Annotated in this window: 14 protein-coding genes and 1 pseudogene; 4 read left to right on the top strand and 11 right to left on the bottom strand. The window is 61.6% G+C overall.

The window, feature by feature from the left end; all coding sequences use genetic code 11:
• Window positions 1–16: 16 nt before the first annotated feature.
• The 5 genes from B0D71_RS16605 to B0D71_RS16625 all read right to left on the bottom strand — a co-directional run bounded on the left by B0D71_RS16605 (window position 17) and on the right by B0D71_RS16625 (window position 7,872).
• A complete protein-coding gene (locus B0D71_RS16605; protein WP_103395729.1) occupies window positions 17–2,599 on the bottom strand; it encodes a TonB-dependent receptor plug domain-containing protein in 2,583 nt (860 codons plus the stop codon).
• Between the two features lie 146 nt (window positions 2,600–2,745).
• On the bottom strand, window positions 2,746–4,332 hold the full coding sequence (locus tag B0D71_RS16610) for an ABC transporter substrate-binding protein (RefSeq protein ID WP_103395730.1): 1,587 nt from the start codon (window positions 4,330–4,332) through the stop codon (window positions 2,746–2,748).
• 4 nt (window positions 4,333–4,336) lie between these two features.
• Window positions 4,337–5,545, bottom strand: coding sequence for an LLM class flavin-dependent oxidoreductase (locus B0D71_RS16615; RefSeq protein WP_103395731.1), 1,209 nt, complete (start codon window positions 5,543–5,545; stop codon window positions 4,337–4,339).
• A 15-nt stretch (window positions 5,546–5,560) separates the two neighbouring features.
• Window positions 5,561–6,784: a lipase family protein gene (locus tag B0D71_RS16620; RefSeq protein WP_103395732.1), complete on the bottom strand. Its 1,224-nt coding sequence runs from the start codon at window positions 6,782–6,784 to the stop codon at window positions 5,561–5,563.
• Window positions 6,785–6,798: 14 nt separating this feature from the next.
• Window positions 6,799–7,872 carry an ABC transporter substrate-binding protein gene (locus B0D71_RS16625; RefSeq protein ID WP_103395733.1) on the bottom strand — a complete coding sequence of 358 codons (1,074 nt, stop codon included), beginning with the start codon at window positions 7,870–7,872 and terminating at the stop codon, window positions 6,799–6,801.
• Between the two features lie 534 nt (window positions 7,873–8,406).
• Here B0D71_RS16625 and B0D71_RS16630 point away from each other — a divergent pair.
• Both B0D71_RS16630 and B0D71_RS16635 read left to right on the top strand, forming a co-directional pair.
• Window positions 8,407–9,489, top strand: a complete 1,083-nt coding sequence (locus tag B0D71_RS16630; protein WP_103395734.1) for a sigma-54 interaction domain-containing protein — start codon at window positions 8,407–8,409, stop codon at window positions 9,487–9,489.
• Between the two features lie 375 nt (window positions 9,490–9,864).
• Window positions 9,865–10,161 (top strand): DUF6124 family protein, encoded by a 297-nt coding sequence (locus tag B0D71_RS16635; protein WP_103395735.1) that lies wholly within the window; start codon window positions 9,865–9,867, stop codon window positions 10,159–10,161.
• Window positions 10,162–10,328: 167 nt separating this feature from the next.
• On the opposite strand, the gene B0D71_RS16640 is transcribed toward B0D71_RS16635, so the two are convergent.
• From B0D71_RS16640 to B0D71_RS16665, 6 genes and pseudogenes are all read right to left on the bottom strand, one after another.
• A complete protein-coding gene (locus B0D71_RS16640; RefSeq protein ID WP_103395736.1) occupies window positions 10,329–11,345 on the bottom strand; it encodes a phosphotransferase enzyme family protein in 1,017 nt (338 codons plus the stop codon).
• Between the two features lie 9 nt (window positions 11,346–11,354).
• Window positions 11,355–12,635 carry an aspartate aminotransferase family protein gene (locus B0D71_RS16645; RefSeq protein ID WP_103395737.1) on the bottom strand — a complete coding sequence of 427 codons (1,281 nt, stop codon included), beginning with the start codon at window positions 12,633–12,635 and terminating at the stop codon, window positions 11,355–11,357.
• Window positions 12,628–13,941: an amino acid permease gene (locus B0D71_RS16650; protein ID WP_103395738.1), complete on the bottom strand. Its 1,314-nt coding sequence runs from the start codon at window positions 13,939–13,941 to the stop codon at window positions 12,628–12,630. Before B0D71_RS16650 ends, B0D71_RS16645 begins: the two co-directional genes overlap by 8 nt.
• 524 nt (window positions 13,942–14,465) lie before the next feature.
• Window positions 14,466–15,230 (bottom strand): methyl-accepting chemotaxis protein, encoded by a 765-nt coding sequence (locus B0D71_RS32390; RefSeq protein ID WP_420825138.1) that lies wholly within the window; start codon window positions 15,228–15,230, stop codon window positions 14,466–14,468.
• Between the two features lie 93 nt (window positions 15,231–15,323).
• Window positions 15,324–16,592 (bottom strand): annotated as a pseudogene (locus B0D71_RS32395) (methyl-accepting chemotaxis protein); the annotation flags it as partial.
• A gap of 54 nt (window positions 16,593–16,646) precedes the next feature.
• On the bottom strand, window positions 16,647–17,969 hold the full coding sequence (locus B0D71_RS16665) for an alginate export family protein (protein ID WP_103395740.1): 1,323 nt from the start codon (window positions 17,967–17,969) through the stop codon (window positions 16,647–16,649).
• 282 nt (window positions 17,970–18,251) lie between these two features.
• Here B0D71_RS16665 and B0D71_RS16670 point away from each other — a divergent pair, with 282 nt between their 5' ends.
• Together B0D71_RS16670 and B0D71_RS16675 are read left to right on the top strand one after the other, a co-directional pair.
• On the top strand, window positions 18,252–18,641 hold the full coding sequence (locus B0D71_RS16670; RefSeq protein WP_103395741.1) for a c-type cytochrome: 390 nt from the start codon (window positions 18,252–18,254) through the stop codon (window positions 18,639–18,641).
• Between the two features lie 138 nt (window positions 18,642–18,779).
• Entirely contained in the window at window positions 18,780–20,270 is a 1,491-nt protein-coding gene (locus B0D71_RS16675) for an aldehyde dehydrogenase family protein (RefSeq protein WP_103395742.1), read from the top strand.
• The last annotated feature ends 743 nt before the right edge of the window (window positions 20,271–21,013 follow it).

Genomic DNA, 21,013 nt, shown 5'->3' on the forward strand with positions numbered 1-21,013 from the left:
CGGGCAGGCCGCTGGCTTAGAATTGGTAATCCACCTGGGCCAGCAACGTGCGGCTGGGCATGGGTTGCAGGAAGGTATTGGTGGAACCGGCCAGACCGCTGACGAAGTTCAGTTCATTGGTCAGGTTGAGCACACGCAGGGTGGTGCTCCACTGCGGCTGGCGGTAGTACACAGCGAGATCGAGGTTGTACTCGTCCGGGATTTTCACGGTCTTGCTCAGGTTCAGGTACCAGCTACTGGTCCACCACCCGGACAGCTCGGCACCAAAGCCTGAATCGAAGCGATAGTCGACATAGCCACTGGCGGTGTATTCGGGTATCTGCACCGCGTCGAAGCGCCCGGACGGTCGCTGGTTAAGGCTATTGTTGTCGCCGAACACCGTGCCGTTGTCGGGAATGAAACCCGCAGAAGCAAACCCGGACTGGGAGGCAAACTCGTTGTAGGCGCTGAGTTTCGAAAGGTTCAACGCCGTGCGCAGGTGATCGTCAGGCTGGTAGCGAATGGTCGACTCCACGCCCTTGATCACCAGTCGCGCGATGTTGTTGTTGCTGTCGGGTGATTGATCCCGCTCCTGCTTGAACGCTGCCAGGCTCATGAACAATTCGTTGGGCACGGCTTCGACTTTCAGCCCGACTTCGTGCAAGACACTCAGGCTTTCGAACGCCAGCGGATTGAGCAGGTTCGCGCCCGCGCCGCTGCCCCAGCCAAGGCCATTGGAGAAGAACCCGGTGTTGACGGCCAGTGAACGATCGAAGGTGTAGTACAGCGTGCTGTTCTCGGTCGGCTTGATGTACGGGCTGACCTGAAAGGCAAACAGTCGGTAGTTGTCGCTGTCCTTGCGCGGGTTGCCACCGGCGAGCACGAACGGGTTATCGATTTCGGCATCGATCCAGCTGCGGCTGGCGCCAATGTTCAGGCCGACACGCTCACCCAATCGCAGGTTGTGCTGGGTGAACAATGTCTGGGTGGTCCAGGTACTTTCGGCGGTGTAGGGCGCGACGGACTCAGCGTACAAGCCATGGCCGGCCGGGTACATCGGCGGCAGGTTCAGCCAGCCATAGAGGTTGGAAAACTGTGGTACGCCAGGCTGGCCGATCCAGGCAGCGTTACCGCCGGCGGGGTTGGAGCCGGTCAGCCCCAGAAGGCTCCCCGGGTTCTTGCCCGAAGGGTCCTGGGTCAGGTCATAGGCGTTGATGGTCGAGCCAAAACTGTTGTTGGCGGCGATCGACTGGTTGAACTCGCGGCGATAGATCAGCCCTGTATTGCTGTCATCACGCAGGGTCAAGCCGCCCAGCTGTGCTTCGTTGCGCGAACGAAACTCGAAGCGGTTATCGAAAATATTGTCCTTGGACTGCACCTGGAAAGACCCAACCGCGTCGGTCATGTCCCGTGAGCGCTGGTAAAACGTGTTGTTGGCCAGGGTGATGGTCGGCGTCAGGTCGGCCTCCACCCGCAGTTGCGTGGTGAAGCGCCGTGAGGTGTTTTCATCCTCATCGCGCTGGCCGGCTTGAGAGGACAGGGAGGTCAGGCCGTTGCCGGCGAGCGACGGGTCGTAGACCCAGCCACGCAGGCTGCCAGGGTTGCTTCGGGTGTTGGGGGAGGCGGTCTGGAAACTGCCGTCGACCACACTGTATTGCCCTTGAGCGTTGCGTTGGCGTTTGACCCAGCCCAGGGTCGGCGCATCGGCCGCGCCGGAGGCCAGCACCGGCGACCACAGGGTGTTGCCGTTCTGGATGATCGGTGTGGCGCGCCCGGCGTAGTATTTGCCGCTGTCCACCAGTTCCTGGTTGGCGCGGTTCCAGCCGTGGGTGATGTTGTAGTCGTAGTAGTCGTCGTAACTGGCATTCCAGTCCACGCGCACGCTGTCGTTGCGCCAGGCCAGCGCGCCGTAGAACGCGTCGAAGTTGTTGTCGACGTTGTCGTAGAAGTCTTCCTGACGTTGTTTGGTGATACTGATCCGATAAGCCAGGTTGTCACTCAGCGGCCCGGTGTTATCGACGCTGAATTTAGTGGCGTCGCGGGATTCACCGTCCGGCACCCAACTGCCCACCTCGCCACTGAGCCTGGTTTTGAATTCACTGAAGTTGGGCTTTTTGCTCAGGTAGTTGACGTAACCGCCGCTGCCTGACACCGAACCATAAGTCACCGAGGATGGGCCGGCGACGATGTCGGCGCCTTCATAGGCGTTGAAGTTGGCTGGATGGCGCACGCCGTAAGCCCGCTGACCGTCCTGGAATACTTCAGAGCCCTGGGCGCGAAATTGCGGCGCGATCCCGGCGTTCTGGCCACCACCGCGAGTGATGCCCGGGGCATATTTGACCAGATCGTCGGAACTGCGGATCGGGTCGTCGGCCAGTTGTTCGGCATTGATCTGGGAGATCGAACGCGGGGTGTCGAGCACCTTGGTTTCGATGCCTCCATAGATCGAAGACTCCGGCCGCGTGGGCAGGGCGTCATCGTCGGAATCGCCGGCGCTGGCCTGAACCGTGACGGTTTGCAGTTGAGTGTCGGCGGCAAAGGTCGCTGTCGACAGGGTAGAAACGATGACCCATGCCAGAGCGTGGCCAGAAGCGGGACGAACGAAGCCGATAGAGGGCATGAAAATGTGCCTCGAAAGATAAAATCATTGAATTGCGTAAACACGCCTACATCGCCCCTGTAGGAGCCGGCTTGCCGGCGATGGCGTCGTAACGGCCACCATTGCCATCGCCGGCAAGCCGGCTCCTACAGGTCACTGGTGTCTGGTTACGCCGTGTCTTTCAACCAGAGTTTTTCAAAGCGCCAGGTGCTGAACAGCGACTCTTCGGCCGCCGCGCCACCGACGCGGTTGGCCACGCTGTCGAGCAAATCGGCGTAACCCCAGATCAACATGCCGCCGCGTTCGTACTGGATCTGCTGGACCTGGTGGACCAGGGTCTTGCGCTTTTCCAGGTCGGGTTGGGCCATGGCCGCCAGGAACAACTCGCTGAACTGGGGATCGTTGAAATGGGTCTTGTTCGATACGGCAAACGGCGCGTCGGTGTGAATCGCGCTGGCCAGGAATGGCGCGCCGATACTGCCGCCGGTACTCAGTGTCCAGTCGTTGCGTTGCGGTCCCTGAAAAGTGGCCAGATCGACCTGCTTGACCTTGAGCGTAACGCCGATGCGCTTGGCCTGTTCAGCCAGCACCAGCGCCGAAGTCAGCCCCGGCCCCGGTGTCGTCACCAGTTCCAGTTCCAGGTTTTCATGCCCGGCTTCCCTGAGCAGTTGCGCCGCACGCTGCGGGTCGTGAGGGCGCGGTCCCAGGGTGTGGTTGAAGGTTGGGTCGCTTGGAGCGTAAAGGTCATTGGCCACACGGCCTTGACCGTTGAGTGCCCGGCGCACCAGTTCTTCCCGATCAGCCAACAGGCGGAATGCCTCGCGTACCCGCGGGTCGTTGAACGGTGGCTTGTCGAGGTTCATGTCGAACGACAACCAGTTGCCGGTCACCGATTTGAGTACCGTGAGCCTTGGATCGCGCTGCAGCACTTGCAACTGCTCGGTGGGCATCACGTTGGCCATGTCGATCTGTCCGGAACGCAGGGCCGCCAGGCGCGAAACCTGATCCTTGAAGTCGATGATTTCAAGCTCATCGGCGTACGGCTTGCCGTCCTTGTAGTAGTTCTCGAATCGCGTGAACAGCGAACGCTGGCCGGGAGTGAAGCTTTTCAGTTTGTAGGGGCCAGCGCCCACCGGGTTGGACACCGGGTGATAATCCACCGGCACGATCCCGCCAAAGTTGACCCAAGTCTCCGCCAGCGGCATGTAGCTGCGGCCTTCGCGAAAGTTCAGGCGCACGGTGCGCGAGTCGAGCTTGACCAGGTTGTCGCGGTCCACCCAGTGCAACAGCGCGGCATAGGGCGAGGCCAATTGCGGATCGGTCAGACGGCGTATCGAGAAGATCAGGTCATCGGCATCGATGGTCTTGCCATGGTGGAACTCCAGGTCCTGGCGCAGACGCAGCGTCCAACTGCTGGCATCGGCGTTCGGTTCGGCGAACTCGGCCAGGGCCAGGCGCGGCTGCATCTGTTCGTCCCACTCCCACAGCTTGCTGTACAGCGCAAAGCCGCGAACGATACCGCTGCCAATGGGCTTGTGCGCGTCGAGGTTACCGCTCTGGTTACCGTCGAGAATGCCCAGGCGCAGGCGTCCGCCATAGCGCGGTTGAAGGTTGGCAGTGGCGTTGACGGTTGGCTTTTCGCTGCTCGGACCGCAGCCGGCGAGCAGTCCGCCTCCGAGCAGCAAGCCACCGCCAAGCAGCGCGCTGTGGCCGAGAAAATCCCGGCGGCTGAACAATGAGTGATCGTCGCTCATGGCATCAGGCTCCACTCGGGCCGTTGGCGGAGCGCAGTTCCAGCGGCGCTGGAGAAGGGCGGTTCAGCTCGCTGCGCTCACTGCGAAAGTGCGGCAGGATGTGCTCGCCCAGGCGATAGGCTTCCTCCAAGTGCGGGTAGCCGGCGAGGAAGAACAGATCGATGCCGATGGCGTTGTACTCGCGAATTCGCGCCACGACATTTTCATGGCTGCCCACCAGCGCGCAACCGGGCGGAATGCCGATATAGCCGAAACCGGTCCAGACGTTAGGGTGAATGAAAAAGTCGTCGAAGCCTTGGGTCTCGGCCTTTTGCGCGAACTGGTTTTCGTAGCTGAGCTTGCGTGCCGTGCGCAGCCCGGCATGTGCGGCCACAGCCTTGACCGCGCCTCTGGCGATGCCTTCGTCGAAGAAGCGCTTGGCTTCGGTGCGGGCCAGTTCCTCGGTCTCCCGGGTGATGACGTCGATCGACAAGCCAAAACGAATGTCGGTGCGCCCGTACTTCAAGGCACGCTCGCGAATATCGGCAATTAGTGTGGCAATCTCATCCGGATGCTCGGCGCGCATCAGGTAGAAGTCGGCGTGTTTGGCTGCGAACTCCCGAGCCGGGATCGATGAACCGGCGGTGCAGATCAGTGGCAGCTCGGCTTTCTTCAATGGCCCGCGCAAACCACCGCCTTCGGCTTTGTAGAACTTGCCCTCGTAGTGGAAGTTCTCGTTGTGCCAATAGCCCTTGACCACGTCCATGAACTCGATGGCCCGGTCATAGCGCTCATCGTGGTCGCTGAAGTCGCCGACCTGCCGCTGAATCGCATCCGAGCCACCATTGATAATGTTCCAGACCAACCGGTTGCCGGTGGCGCGCTGGTAGGTTGCGGCTTGCTGCACGGCCACCCACGGCGTGTAGTGATAGGGCTGGAACGCGGTGACGAATTTCAGCGTGCGGGTTTCCCGGGCCAGCAGCGAGCAGACGGTCCAGGGTTCTTCGCCCGAGGGTGCGTTGACCATCAGGGCGCCGCCGAAGCCGTTGATCTCCGCGGCCTTGGCGATCTGCCCCAGGTAATCGATGTAGGTGAAGTGGTCGCCCACGTTGAACGCCGAGACCGCGCCGGTGCTCGGGCCGCCGCGATGCCAGTCGCCACGGTTGCGCGGGTCGCCGGGGAGGAACTGGGTTTCGCCGTGAAGAGGCAGGCGGGTGAAAAATTCAATGCTCATGTCGAGGGCTCCGTCTCACTGCACGCTGGGGTTGCAGATCGGGCTGATGGGCTGGTCATTGATGACCTTGTGGGCGAAAGGCACCGAGTCCTTGAGGGAGGCGTTGACCGTTTCGCTATGGCCCAGCCCTTTGTAGAGATGGCCTTCGACCACCGAACCGGTTTTGCAGGCGTCCTGCATCAGCGCGACTTGAGTCGAGGCCGCCGGGGTTTTGTCTTCGGCACCGGTGCCGATGAAAATCGGTTGGGCCAGTTTCAGCGTCGGGTAGGACACTTGTTTCTGCCACAGGGCAAGCTGGTCGCCCTTGTAGTCTTTTTTCGCATTGGCCGGGGTCAGGCCGACGCCAACCACATCGCTGACCAGCGCCGCGAGGCAACTGGTGCGGGCTTGCTCGAACAGTGGCAGCGCCTTGTCGGTGTAGAAATCCCTGGGGTTGATGCTTGGGTCGTACTGCTGGGCAGCCAGCAAGGTGTAGAAACCGTAGGCAAGGGAAGCATCGACTTTGTCCGGGTCCTGCTCACCGACGTTTTTCGCCCCCACGGTGTAAATCACGCCGGTACCGATGCTGCCTTTGACGCCGAGGCCGGGCGCATAAGTCGGGGCATAGGCCGCCGAGGCGAATGCACCCGCGCCCCCCTGGGACTGACCGACGATCAGCACCTTGTTGGCCAGCCCCGGAACGCCTGCGATCACTGCCTTGGCCGCATCGAGAATGCCGTAGGCGGCCATGCGATTGTTCAGCAACGGGTGGCCACCGGGAACGCCGAGGCCCTGATAATCGGTGGCGACAATGGCATAACCTTCGTCCAGCCAGCGGCTGAGGTACTGCACGTCGCGATAGGATCGGCCTTGCCAGGACGGCGCACAAACGTCTGCTACACCGACCGTGCCGTGCCCCCAACTGGCAACCGGCCAACCACCGGCGGGCGCCTTGCCCTTGGGCAGGAACAACGTGCCGGAGACCACGATCGGGGTCTTGTTATCAATGCCGTCGGTTGAGCTATAGAGAATCCGCTGGGCGCTTGCCGCGTTGGGCAGACTCAATGTCTTTTGCAATGGCTCGCTGCGCAGAAGCTTGCCCGGTGTGGCAGGAATCACCTCTTGCCAGGTGTAGAACGCCGAGACTCGGCCATCACCTTGCAGCGGATCGGGTTTCGGCGCGTGTGCACCCGCGGCCATGGCACTCATGGACAGCGCCAGGACGCTCAGACCGAAGACGAATTTATGCGGCAGTTTCATCAGGAATTCCCTATTCATGGATTGTTGCTGACTTGGCCACGCAGGGCCGGCCAGTAGTCGGTGAGCTTCAGATCGATCAGCGCCTGGTTGGTGAAACCGGTGGCCAGCGAAGGGGTGATGTCGTAGTTGTCGCGAATCAGGTGATTGGCCAGGGCGTAGGCGGTCAGGGCCTGGTAATGCGCCTTGAGTTGCTGGTCGCTTTTGGGTGCCCAGCGCTCTTTCCAGGCCACGGGATCGTTCAAGTCATCACGACGCAGCACGCTTTCAGCCGTGCCGGCGCGGGAGGACAGTTGGTAATAGGCGTCTTGATTCTGTTCCTGGGAAATCCACCACGCCGCTTTGACCCAGGCAGTCGCCAGTAGCTGAGTAATGTCCGGATGTTGTGCGACGAAACTGTCGGTGCCCCAGAGATCGGACACCAGGCGCCAGTCATTGGCACCTTGCTTGGTTGACCAGATAATCTTGCCCACGCCTTTGTCTTCCAGGGCATAAGCCTCGCTGAGCAGCACCGCCGCATCCACTTTGCCGGCGGATACCGCCGCCGCGCCGACTTGCGGATTGAGGTTGGCGACCTTGAAATCGTCGAGCTTCAGGCCCTTGCTGGCGAGGAAATTGCTGAAGGCGAACTCCCAGGGACGACCGCGATGCAGGGCCAGTCGCTTGCCCTTGAGGTCTTCAATGCTCTTGGCCTCGGAGCCGGCCGGCACCACAAGGTAGATGTTGTTGCCGCTACCACCCGGGACGATCAGCTTGCCCGGCACTCCACCCGCGCCGGCGATCACCGAGGGCAGGTCGCCGCGTACGGCGAAGTCGATGCTGTTGTTGCTGAAGCCTTCGTTGATCTGCGGACCGGCGCCGGCGTGGGGCAGGGCGATCCACTCCAGTTTCACGCCGCGCTGACTCAGTTGCTGTTCAAGCCAGCCATCCTCGATCACCCGGCCAGCGATACCACCAAACACCGGTTTGCCACCTTGGGTGTAAGCGACAATGGCGATCTTCACCGACGTCGGTAGCTGTTCGGCCAGTGCGGTGGCACTGAGTAGAAAACCGGTCAATGCGACCAGGCTGTTGCGCCAGAAACGTTTCATTGAAATCTCCCTGAGTCGACTGTAGGAGCCGGCTTGCTGGCGATAAGGCCTTCGACCCTTGCAGCGCGTTTGCGGACGCTATCGCTGGCAAGCCAGCTCCTACAAAAAAACCACCCGGTACACCTTCCCCCGTAGGAGCCGGCTTGCTGGCGATGAGGCCTTCGACCCTTGCGCCGCTGTTGCGGACGCCATCGCTGGCAAGCCAGCTCCTACAGGTGCGTGTTGTGGATCGGTTGCCGCGGTGTCTGTGTGTTTGTGTTGGGAGGGGAGAGAGCAGATTGCATGCCATAGCATGAGAAAATTGCTGCAGGCCTTGTACTGCGTGGCTTCTGGCGGGAAGGTAGGTCGAACTGATGGGTGACGGGTGCTGATCTGCAAACAGGGGGATGCTTGCCAATTGCTGCTCCAGCAGCAGGCTGGAAGCAAATGCACGTGATATTCGTATTAGGAATATACAAATGCTAATTAATAATTTTTTAGTCTAATGATCTTCATGCACTATTGAGCACGCGCTTTTACTGCCAGGAATGCACCATGTCGCTGATTACTCATCCAAACGCTCGCGAATTGACCAAATCGGTGCGGGCCACCGTCCTGGTGTTCAAGGACCCGCGATCCCAGGAATTACTCAGCCGCATCGAGCGCCTGGCCCCGAGTGAAGCCAATACGTTGATCATTGGTGAAACCGGAACCGGTAAGGAGTTGGTCGCAAGGCATATTCACCACCTGAGCCGCAGGGGGCGTGAGCCCTTTGTTGCCGTCAACTGCGGTGCGTTTGCCGAAACCCTGGTGGAAAGTGAACTGTTCGGCCATGAAAAAGGTGCGTTCACAGGCGCTACCACGACCAAGGCCGGGTGGTTCGAGGCCGCGAATGGCGGGACGCTGTTCCTCGACGAGATCGGTGATCTGCCGTTGAACATGCAGGTCAAATTACTGCGAGTCTTACAGGAGCGAGAAGTGGTGCGCTTGGGCTCGCGCACCCCGATTCCAATCAACGTACGCCTGGTGGCCGCGACCAACGTCAACCTGGCGGATGCGGTGGTTGCCGGGCACTTTCGCGAGGATCTTTTTTACCGTTTGCACGTCGCCACGATTCGCCTTCCACCCTTGCGCGAACGGCCGGGAGACATCTTGCCACTGGCTGAGTTTTTCCTCGAAGAGCATTGCCAGCGACTGGGCTACAACCGTGCCTCTTTGAGTATCGAGGCGGAACGCAAACTGCTGGAGCACAGTTGGCCGGGCAACATCCGTGAGCTGGAAAACTCGATTCACCATGCCTTGCTGGTGTGTCGCAATCAGCGGGTCGCTCCCGCGGACTTGCACCTGGTGGACATGCGTTCCTCGGGCATCCGCCATGAACAGGAGCAAGCGGTTCAAGCGGGCCATGCCGTTGCCGGACCGGTAAATCTGGAGGCGGCGCTCAACGCACTGTTCGAACAGAATATTCCAGACCTGTATGAACACATCGAGGAGACCATCTTTCGCGCAGCTTACCGATTCTGCCATGGCAACCAGTTGCAGACCGGACGGTTGCTGAACATCAGCCGCAATATCGTTCGGGCGCGGCTGGAAAAGATAGGGGAGCTGAACAAGCCTTTGTCGGTCGGGGAGTCGTGAGCAAGCTCGCGATGGCGGTGCCAGTTCGAAGAGCATGTTTAACGGCTGTAGGCGTAACGTCCTGCAAGCTACAGCACCTTGCGGCATTGCCTACAGCTACGCCAGAATCCGCCGGCTTGTGCGCCTTGGAGGCCATCGGTAACTTGGTCCGCGTCACTGATTCCAGTGATCGGGTTTAGTCGCCCGTGGTGATATGAGGCGCATTGGCAGTCCAGACAGTCAGGTATTCCCCATCCCTGCACTCGATGGCAGCTGTGCGCAGGGCGCCTTCGGGCGCGCCGGTTTCGTGTCTCCCCGGTCGACTAACCTGCGTACAGCTGCCACCCCCTTGTTTAGTCGCAAGCCGGTGACGGCTCCAGTCCTGGAGACCGAAGGATGTTGAAGATTACCCCTGATCCACCGGACAACGACGCTTGCCCCAACCCGGCCCTGCACATCATGGCCACCCCGCACAAACCCTCCACCCTGTTCACCATCAACCCCGACATCGATATCGAAACCCTGCGGGTCCACGCTTGCGAATCGCTGGCGTCTGCGAACGTCATGGCCCATGACCTGGCGGGTTTCCTGGAAGGCACGCACCGCAACACCCTGCTGGGTATCGCGCAAGTGATCATGCTGGGGGAGTTGGCGGTGAATCGGGCGCTGGATAACTTTGATCCGCCGGCATAGCGATTTCTGAGGCAGAGGGTAATCCTATGGCGAGGGAGCTTGCTCCCGCTCGGCTGCGCAGCAGTCGTAAACCTTGGCAACGCGGTTCATCTGGATAACCGCATTGATTGGTTTTGGGGCCGCTTCGCTGCCCAGCGGGAGCAAGCTCCCTCGCCACAAAAGCATCGTTACTGCTGCAAATACTCCCGAGCCAACAAGCAAGCCCGCTCGATCAACATCGGCGCCATCTCGATCGCTGTCGGCGTGCCCTGGCGGGTGTGAATCCAGCCCAGGTACGTAGTGCCACGCAGCATCAGGAACAACGCCAGGGTCTTGCGATCCGCCTCGGTCAGCGGCTTGACCGCGTGGTAGCCGTCGAGCAGCGCCGCCTTGATCTGATCAAAGCGCGGGTCATCCAGGCAGAAGTACAGCGCCGTGGCCAGTTCGAACATGTGCCAGCCGAACCCGGCATCGTCGAAGTCGATCAGGCGCAATCGCGGGCCTTCGATCAGCAGGTTTTCCGGCACCAGATCGGCGTGGATCATGCCGAAGTTACCCAGGTGCCGGCCGTATTGGCGCAAGTCCTTGCGCGCCGTACGCCGCGCCTGTTGCAGCAAGTCCCGCTGTTCATCGCTGAGCTGCTCCAGCTCCCAGAAACGCCCCCAGAACGGGTTGGCGCCAATCAAGCCTTCCTCGTCCCAGGCATGCCGGACAAACTCGTCCGGCTGTTGCCACTCGGCCGAATGCAGGTGAATCCGTGCGGCAATCGCCCCGGCTTCATTGAACAGGAAATCGATTTCGGTATCGGCCTGCACACCTGCTTCGGACGTACCGGCAGTCGCACCGGGCAGCCAGGCGAGCATGTCGATGTGGCGTGGTTCGCCGATGTCTTGATGGTTGACTTCGATCAGATGGCTTTGATTCTGCGCACGGATGATTGGCGGCACGGTAATGCCGGCGCCCGCCAGTGCCTCCATCCATTGCAGCTCGGAGCGTAGCGCGGCTTCGCAGTGATAGCCATTGCGATGGATGCGCAGGGCCACCCGCTGGCCGTCGTGACGGCGGGCCGAGAACACCGCGTTCTCGCGGAATTTCACCAGTTCAATGTCAGCGAAATCGCCTTCCCACTGTTGCAGGGCGTGGCGTGCCAGTTCGTGCAGGCGGGCGACTTGCTGGTCATGGGGGAGGGTGTGGAATTCAGTCATGGCAGGGCCTCAGATCGCGCTGAGCGCGTTATCCAGCGTGTCAACGAACAGGTCCGCGTGATCGCGGCCGAACACCAGCGGCGGGCGCAGTTTGAGAATGTTGTCGCCGGCGCCGATCTTGCTGATCAGCACACCGTTTTCGCGCATGTCGTTGACCACCTTGCGCGCCTCCAGCCCGGCCGGCTCCTTGCTGGCGTGGTCACGCACCAGTTCCATGGCGAAGAACAATCCCTTGCCGCGCACGTCGCCGATGATCGAGTGTTTGCCGGCCAGTACTTGCAGGCGTTGCTGCACATAGGCGCCGACGCTTTGTGCGTTTTTCAGCAGTTGCTGTTCTTCGATCACATCCAGCACTGCCATGCCGACCGCCGCCGCCACGGGCGAGCCGCCGAAGGTGTTGAAGTACATGGCGTGGCGACCGAAGGATTCGACCAAGGCCTTGTGGGTGATCAGCCCGGCCAGTGGATAGCCGTTACCCATCGGTTTGCCGAGGGTGACGATGTCCGGCACCACGCCGTGGGCCTGATGGCCCCACAGGTGATCGCCGGTACGGCCGAAACCGGACTGCACTTCGTCGGCGATGAACAGCCCGCCCGCCGCACGGATCAGCTTTGCTGCCTTGTTGACGAAGCTGGCCGGCACCCGGGGCAGGCCTTCGTTGGCGAACAGGGTGTCGATCAGCAGTGCGGCTGGGCGAATGCCCTGGGCCTGCATCGAGGCAATCGCCGCCGCGACATTGGCCGCGTACTGCTCGGCCAGTTGCGCCTCGGTGGTGCCGGCCGGTGCGTGGTACAGGCACGGAATCGGCACAGCCCGGGCATGGGCGGCGAAGGGCTCTGGCGAGGGCAGGGCGGTGGTGACTTCGGCCAGCGACGCCGAGTTGCCGTGGTAGTTGTAGTCACTGACGATGATGCCGGTGCCACCACTGGCAAAGCGTGCCAGACGCAGCGCCAGCTCATTGGCCTCGCTGCCGGTGCAGGTGAACATGGCGGTGTCCAGCGGCTCGGCGAAGGTCGCGGTCAGGCGCTCGGCGTAGCGCACCACTTGCTCATCCAGGTAGCGGGTGTGGATGTTCAGCGTGGTCGCCTGGCGGTGCATGGCCTCGGTCACGTGGGGGTTGCAGTGGCCGACGCAGGGCACGTTGTTGTAGACGTCGAGGTAGCGGCGACCGTCGACATCGAATAGCCAGACGCCTTCGCCACGCACCAAGTGCAGGGGTTTGTCGTAGAACAGCGGCGAGGCGCTGCCGAGCACGCGATGGCGGCGCTGCAGGAGAGTCTCTTCAGGCATGGTCTGGAACCTCGATGACGGTGGTGCGACGGTTGCGCAGCAGGTAATTGAAAATGCACAGGGTGAAGGTCACGGCGAGGGCGATCAGCATCAGCATGTCGAGCTGGAAGCAGGCGGCGATCACCACCAGCGTCAGGGCCAGGCCCAGCCACGCAACCCGTTTGCCGCCGAGCAAAGTGAACGGGCGTGGCAGGTCCGGTTGACTGTTTTTGATGCGCAGGTAAGCGCCGAAAATGAACAGGTAGCAAACGTTGAGCAGCAGCACGACCGCGAGCATCACCGTGGCCGGGTCCACTTCGGACAGCGGCAGACCAATGGCACCGATCAGCAACAGCGCCGGCCAGGGCGTGCCGCGTTTGCCGGTCTTGCCCAGCCATTGCGGGAACAGGCCGTCGCGGGCCATGGCGAACAGTTGACGGGAAGCGGCGTAGACCAGGGAAAAGAAGGTCGCGATCAAGCCGAACACCGCGCCGCAGCCAATCACCTTGGCCAGCCATGAGCCGTCACCGAAGGCGCTGTTGCTGGACATCGCCGCGTACAACGGATCACCTGCCGAACCGACCAACTCGACACCACCGGCACCCGGTGCGCACACCAGCACCACCAGTGCCGTCACGAGCAAAGTGCCGATCGCCGCCAGAATGCCCCGTGGCATGCTGCGGCCGGGGTTGTGCGCTTCTTCGGCGGCCGAGCCGGTTTGCTCAACGGTGATGAACAGCCAGATGGCGAACGGCACGCAGGCGAAGATGCCGCCGAGGCTCACCGGCGTTGCGACGCTGGCGGGCAGTTTCAGCAGATTGGCCAGTTCGACATGGGGGGCCATGGCGACGCCGAACGTGAGCAGGGCGATCACGGCGATGATGCCCGCGATGAAGGTCAGGCCCATGGCCTCACCGACGCCGCGCATGTGGATGCCGACGATCACCGCGAACAGGGCGATCTTCACCGGCCAGCCGCCAAGGCCGAAAATCGATTCGGTGTAGGCGCAGATAAAGGTCGCGGCGGCACCGGTGCCGATGGTCAGCGCCAGTGCGCAAGCCACACCCACCAGATAACCCACGAATGGCCCGAAGGCGCTTTGCGCATAGACGAATACGCCGCCGGCGCTGGGCAATGCGGTGGACAGTTCCGCCACGCATAACGCCAGGCCGCCGCAGAGCAGGGCCATCAACAACGTGGCGATCAGCATGTTCAACCAGCCACCGGCCGCCAACCCGAAGTTCCAGCCGGAAAACTGCCCGGCCACCACCAACGCAATTCCGAGACCGGCTATCTTTGGCCAGCCCAGCGCACTTTTCTTAAGCACAGAAGTCTCCCGCGACCCGAAGGCCGATTTATTGTTTTAGTGAGAAATGGAGGGGTTCAGCGTTGCATTGCAGGGCACCCTGAAGCGGGTTGTGCCCTGAAGGTCGGTTTCGATACTACGCCCGGGGTGCAGCGCGGTATGTGTGCACCCATGCCATGTGGTTGGTTGTGGGTGCCAGATTTATGTTAGCTGGCGTAGATCACTGTGTCCGAGCTTGCTCGCGATGGCGGCGTGTCAGTCAGTGGAGATGTTGGATGTGCCGGCCTCTTCGCGAGCAGGCTCGCTCCCACAGGGGATCTTTGGTGAACACAGGATTTGTGAACGACAAAAAATCCAATTGTGGGAGCGGGCTTGCCCGCGATGGCGGAGTGTCAGGCGACAGTGATGTTGGATGTGATGGCCTCTTCGCGAGCAGGCTCGCTCCCACAGGGGATCTTTGGTGAGCACAGGATTTGTGCACGACAAAAAATCCAATTGTGGGAGCGGGCTTGCCCGCGATGGCGGGGTGTCAGGCAACCCAAATCTCAGATGCGAAAGCTCCCCACCAATTGATTCAATCGCCCGGCCTGTTGTTCCAGCTCGGTACAGGCCCGCAATGTCGCTTGCAGGTTCTCCACTCCTTGCTGGTTCAGGGTGTTGATCCGGGTGATGTCGACGTTCAAGGCTTCGACCACGGCGGTCTGTTCCTCGGTGGCGGCGGCGACGGACTGGTTGACGTTGTCGATCTCACCGATGCGCTGGGTCACGCTGCCCAGGCGGGAGCCGGCGAGGTTGGCGATGGTGACGCTTTCTTCGCTGTGGCGCTGGCTCTCGGTCATGGTGGTGACCGATTGCCGTGCGCCCACTTGCAGTTCCTCGATCATCTGCTGGATCTCCAGCGCCGAGGCCTGGGTGCGTCCGGCCAGGCTGCGCACTTCGTCCGCCACCACCGCAAACCCACGACCCGCTTCACCGGCCCGCGCCGCTTCAATGGCGGCGTTGAGCGCCAGTAGGTTGGTCTGCTGGGAGATGCCCTTGATCACCTCGAGGATCTGCCCGATGTTCACGGTCTTGTCGTTGAGCACTTCGATGTTGGCGCACGAGGCACTGATCTTGCCGGACAGTTCGTTCATCACCTCGATCGTGCGCTGCACCACCTGACGCCCATCCTCGGCTTGCTGTCGTGCAGACGAAGCCTGTTGCGAGGCATCCGAGGCGTTATGGGCGATCTCTTGGGCAGCCGCGCCGAGCTGGTTGATCGCCGCCGCCACGCTGTTGGTGCGGGTGGATTGATCGTCGAAATTGCTCATCGAGGCGTTCGAAGCATCCAGTACGCGCCGCGCGCCTTCATTGACGCCCAGGGCGGCAGACGACACCTCGCGGATTGAATGGTGGATGCGCTCGACAAAGCGGTTGAAGGCGGTCGCCAACTGGCCGATTTCATCCCGCGATTGCACTTGCAGGCGCCGGGTCAGGTCGCCTTCGCCGAGGGAGATGTCCTCCATGACTCGGGTCAGCACTTGCAGCGGCCGGGTGATGCGTTGCGCCGTGTACCAGATCAACAGCAGGCCGAGCAGGGCCGAGCCGCCACCGAGCAGGAGCTCCAGCGCAGTGCTTTGCACGCCTTGGGCATCGAGTTCTTTCTGCAGGGTAGTGACCGGTGCCAGCAACACGCTCTGCGGCACACCGACCAACACGCCCCAGGGTGCGGCGCCGGCAATCGGTGACAGCGGTTCAAGCACCTTGATTTGCCGGGCGTCGACAAACACTTTGGGCTGGCCCTGACGCAGGCTGTCCATCACCTCGGCGTTGTCCATCGGCTGACCAAGGCGACCGACGTCCTGGCTGTTGGCGGAGATCACCCCGCGCGGGCTGACGATGCTGATCTGGCCGTTGCCATCGAACAGCTCACGGGCGCTGGCCTCGCTGTTTTGTTGCAGGGCGGCGAGGTTGATGTCCAGCCCGACCACCGCGATGACTTTGCCGTTCTCCATCAACGGGAACGCCACACTGGTCACCAGTTTGCGGCTGCCGGAGGCCTCATCGAAATACGGTTCCAGGACACAGGCCTGCCGGGTGTCGCGGGCACAGGTGTAGAAGGCGTTGTACGGTGCGCCGCTGGGGCCTGGTTCGGTGTTGGCGAGCAGGCCTTCGTCACCGATCACCGCTTGCAGTTCGCCCGGTTTGCTCTGCACCCAATACAGGGCGAAGCGTCCGGTTTCGTTGCTGCCAAGTTCCGCCTGGTTGGCGAAGTCGGCGTCGGCGCCGTCGAGTCCGCCGGGTTCGAAAATGACATAAAGCCCGAGCAGGTCGGGCTTGTCGATCAAGGCCTGGTGCAGCTGGGTACTCAGCTCCTGGCGCAGTTGGTGGCGGGTCAGGCTGCCCTGTTGTTGCAGCTGTCGCAGGTACAACAGGTACCGCGATAACCCTTGGCCGTATTCGTGGGTCTGCATGAAGGTGCGTTGCACCTGCATGGCCTGCACTTTGCCCAGGGCTTGCATGTGTTCCCTGGCCGCATTGGCGAGCATGTCGCCGCTGGCCTGGGCCACTTGCTGGCTGCTCTTGTGGGTCTGATAGAGCGACAACCCCATCAACAAGCCGACGACCAGCAGCAGGCAGAGGCCGGCGAGGAGGGCGATCTTGCTCTGGATCGCCAGGAATGTTCTGTGCATTGGAAATACCTTTTTCCACGCGGGCAATGGCGTGGCCACTGCCCGCGGCCGAGATTAGAAACCGGTGGCGAACACCACCTGGGCGTAGACGTTCTTGTCGTTGTTACCCAGTTGGGTGCCGCCGTCTTCGGCGCTCTTGTCCGGTTGGTAGATGCCCACCAGTGGCATCACGGTCAGGTGGTCGTTGACGTGCCATTCGGCGTACAGGTCGACTTCGTGGCCATCGGTGTTGCCCAGGTTGCGGTCGATGGTGTCGTAGTTGAAGTACATCGCGCCGACGTTGAGGTTCTCCAGCGGCGAGACTTTCAACGTGACGTTCTGGATGCGCGAGTTGCTGTTGAACGGTCCGGCGTAGTTGCCCGCGACCTCGCCCTGGAACCAGGTGCCGTAGCCACGGCTGAAACCGTAGAACAGGGTGTCGTAGCCTTCCGAGAAGCGGCTGTAGCGGTAGCTGGCGCTAGGTGTCCAGACCGCGTCGGAGAAGGTCCAGCCGGCTTCCAGGTACCAGGCGTCTTCGCTGGAGGTGTTGGGTTTGTCCTGCTTGGCGTACTCACCGGACAGGAACAGGTCTTTCACCCCGGCGTTGCCCGCCGCACGCAGGCTGTAGGTCTTCATGCCGTCGCGTTCGAGCTGGATCGGCGAGGCGTACTGTTCATCGATATCGGTGGTCTTGATGTAGGTCAGGCCGACCGTGCCGGCCTCGGCCACGTGCTCCAGGGTGCCGACGTACATTTCGGTCTTGGCCTGGGCGCGGTTGTCGGATTTGAGCCACATCAGGTCACTGCGCCAGCCTTCCTTGCCGCCCAGACGCAGTACGGCGGTTTCGTCGAAGGCTTTGCGTGCCGCCAGGTAGTAGGCGCCGCCACGGTTGAACTCGCCATCGGCCAGGCCCTTGCCCATGTTCAAGGCATCGCCATCGATCAGGAAGCCATCACCGACCACGATATTCTGGCGACCGAAGGACAGGTCGACGCCGTCCTTGCCCAGGGCGCTGAACAGGTCGGCCGAGCGCCAGCCGAGGTAGGCGTCTTCGAACTTGGTGGTGCGTTCCGAACCATCACTGAAACCGGCGGCATCGCCGTCCCCCCAGGTGCCGGAGCTGAGCATGTTGCCCGCACCGTAAGCCGTGCCCGCACCGCCCAGGCCCTTGTCGAAACTCAAACCATATTTGATGTAGCCCTCGCGCCACGACGAGCTGCCTTCACTCAGGCGGCCGGACAGGGCGTAGTTTTCCTGGCTGTGGAAAATGCCGAACACGGCTTCGAGGGTAGCGTTCAGGTGGCTGTCGTCATCGGCGTAGAGTTCATAGGCACCGGCATTGCCGGCACTGATCATCAGCGCGAGCGTCGAGAGACGAAGCAAGGGGGACTTGAGCATGGTGAGGCATCCGTTCTTGTTCTTGAGCGCAGGTTTGCGGTCTTTTTAGATACTAAGGCCCGACTTTTCTTTGCCCTTTTCCCTGTTTGCCAATTAGTTGGTTGTGCATGCCAGATTGGCCGGTTTGGCAGCCCGGCCAACACAACTGGCACGCAGGGCAAAACCTGCGTGCCGGCGACCACCGACAATCCCTACCAACCTGCCGGAGCACCGTTGCCTCGGCATTTTTAGTGTTGGTGTTCGTCTGCTGACGAACGCGTGGATTTTCAAGGTCGTTTTCCTATGTTCACTTCGTTGCGTTTGCCCCTCATCGGCTTGCTGTCCTTCACCCTGGTTCAGGCGGTGTCCGCCGCCGAGTGCGCCACGGATACCCGTCGTGGTGCCGAAGTGTTTGCCACCGAGTGCAGCGTCTGCCATGCGGTGACCAAGGGCACGACCGGCATGATGGGGCCGAACCTGTTCGGCGTGTACGGGCGCAAGTCCGGCTCGCTGGCGGGTTTCAGCTACTCCCAGGCCATGCGCGACAAAGACGTCGACTGGCAAGCCGAGAACATCACGCAATTGATCACCCAGCCCCAGGCCTTCGTGCCGGGCACCTACATGCCGTACATGGGCCTGGCGTCCGCCGACGACCGCCAGGCGGTCGCGTGCTTCCTCAAAGAACAACACTGATCAGACGGATTACCGCCTGACAACCAACCACCCCCTGTAGGCGCTGGCTTGCCAGCGAAAGCGACCTTGAGTCCTGCACTGCCCGTCAAGACGCTATCGCCAGCAAGCCGGCTCCTACACCTGAATGAAAGGTGAATTATGAGCAACGTTGAAATCCTGCCCCAGGTTGCTGCATTCCTAGAGCGTCGTCATGGCTGCTTCATTGACGGCCAGTGGGTATTTGCCGAGGGCGACAGCATCGCCGTGGTCAACCCGGCCACCGGGCAAACCCTGTGCGAAACCCTGGATGCACCGCTGGACATCGTCGAGCGTGCCGTGCAGTCGTCGCACAAGGCGTTCAAGTCCGGCGTGTGGTCGAGCCTGCGTCCGGCCGACCGTGAACGCATCCTGCTGAACTTCACCCGCCTGGTCGAAGAACACGCCGAAGAGCTGGCCCAGCTGGAAACCCTGAGCCAGGGCAAGTCGATCAACATGGCCCGCGCGCTGGACCTGAACGCCACCGTGGAATTCATGCGCTACATGTCCGGCTGGGCGACCAAGATCGAAGGCCAGACCTTCGATGTGTCGATCCCGCTGCCTCCTGGTGCGAAGTTCACCGCGTTCACCAAGCGTGAGCCAGTAGGCGTGGTGGTTGGTATCGTGCCGTGGAACTTCCCGCTGCTGATCGCCGCCTGGAAACTGATGCCGGCCCTGGCCACCGGTTGCACGGTGATCATCAAGCCAGCGATGGAAACCCCGCTGACCGCCATGCGCCTGGCCGAACTGGCGCTGGAAGCGGGCATCCCGGCCGGTGTGTTCAACGTGGTTACCGGTGGTGGTGCTTCGGTCGGTGGCGTGCTGACCGCGCATCCGTTGGTGAGCAAGGTGTCTTTCACCGGCTCCACCGCCGTGGGCAAGAGCGTCGGCGTGGCGTGCATGGAAAACATGACGCGCTTCTCTCTGGAGCTGGGCGGCAAGAACCCGATGATCGTGCTCGCCGATGCCAACATCGAAAAAGCCGTGCAAGGCGCGATTCTCGGCGGCCTGCTCAATAACGGCCAGGTCTGCGCCGCTGCGTCGCGCTTCTACGTACACCGTTCGATCCACGATCAATTCGTCGAAGCCCTGGCGGCCGCCGTGTCGGCGATGCCGATTGGCGCCGGCATGAACTGCGACGCGGCCATCAACCCGCTGGTGTCGCGCAAGCAACAGCAAAGCGTGCTCAAGCACATCGAACTGGCTCGCCAGGAAGGCGCGCGCGTGGTGACGGGCGGTGAGTTGCTGCAAGGCGACGGTTTCTTCGTGCAGCCGACCATTCTGGCGGACATCGACCACAGCATGGCCGTGGCCCGCGAAGAAGTGTTCGGTCCGGTACTGGGCGTGATGCCGTTCGACGACGAAGACGCCGTGATCGAACTGGCCAACGACAACCGCTACGGTCTGGCTGCGAGCCTGTGGACCAACGACCTGGGCAAGGCCATGAACCTGGTGCCACGCATCGAAGCCGGTACGGTCTGGGTCAACGCCCATGTGCTGCTCGATCCGGCGATGCCGTTCGGTGGCGTCAAGCAATCGGGCATGGGCCGCGAGTTTGGCCGTGCGGTGATCGAGGCTTACACCGAGCTCAAGTCGGTGTGTATCGCCCATTGATCAACCTATGGGAGCGACCGTGCTGGCGAAAAACGTCAGGTTAATGCGGTCTTGTAGGAGCCGGCTTGGCGGCGATGGATTGTAGGAGCCAGCTTGCTGGCGATGGGCTCAAGTGCGCCGCGTTTATCCGGTTTATACGCGTTATCGTTAACGACCATCGCTGGCAAGCCAGCTCCTACAGGAGACCGCGTCCGAGTCGAAATGATGTGAACACCAAACGGTAGGAGCCGGCTTGCTGGCGATGGTCTCAAGGGCGCGGCGTTTATCCGGTTTATACGCGTCATCGTTAACGACCATCGCTGGCAAGCCAGCTCCTACAAGGGACCGCGTCGAATGATGTGAACGCCAAACTGTAGGAGACAGCTTGCTGGCGATGGACTCAAGGGCGCCGCGTTTATTCAGTGCATACGCGTTATCGTTAACGACCATCGCTGGCAAGCCAGCTCCTACAAGGGACCGCGTCCTGGTCGAAATGATGTGAACGCCAAACTGTAGGAGCCGGCTTGCTGGCGATGGACTCAAGGGCGCGGCGTTTATCCAGTTCACACGCGTCATCGTTAACGACCATCGCTGGCAAGCCAGCTCCTACAGGTGACCGCGTCCTGGTCGAAATGATGTGAACGCCAAACTAATGAAATGGCTACCCCCCCGCTGCCCCCTGTGATCGCCCACTAAGCTTTCACAGAGGGCTCATCGGAGATCATTGCCATGAACAACGTAGCTATTGCCGCCATCGACCTCGG

The organism is Pseudomonas laurylsulfativorans (assembly GCF_002906155.1).
Lineage (GTDB): Bacteria > Pseudomonadota > Gammaproteobacteria > Pseudomonadales > Pseudomonadaceae > Aquipseudomonas > Aquipseudomonas laurylsulfativorans.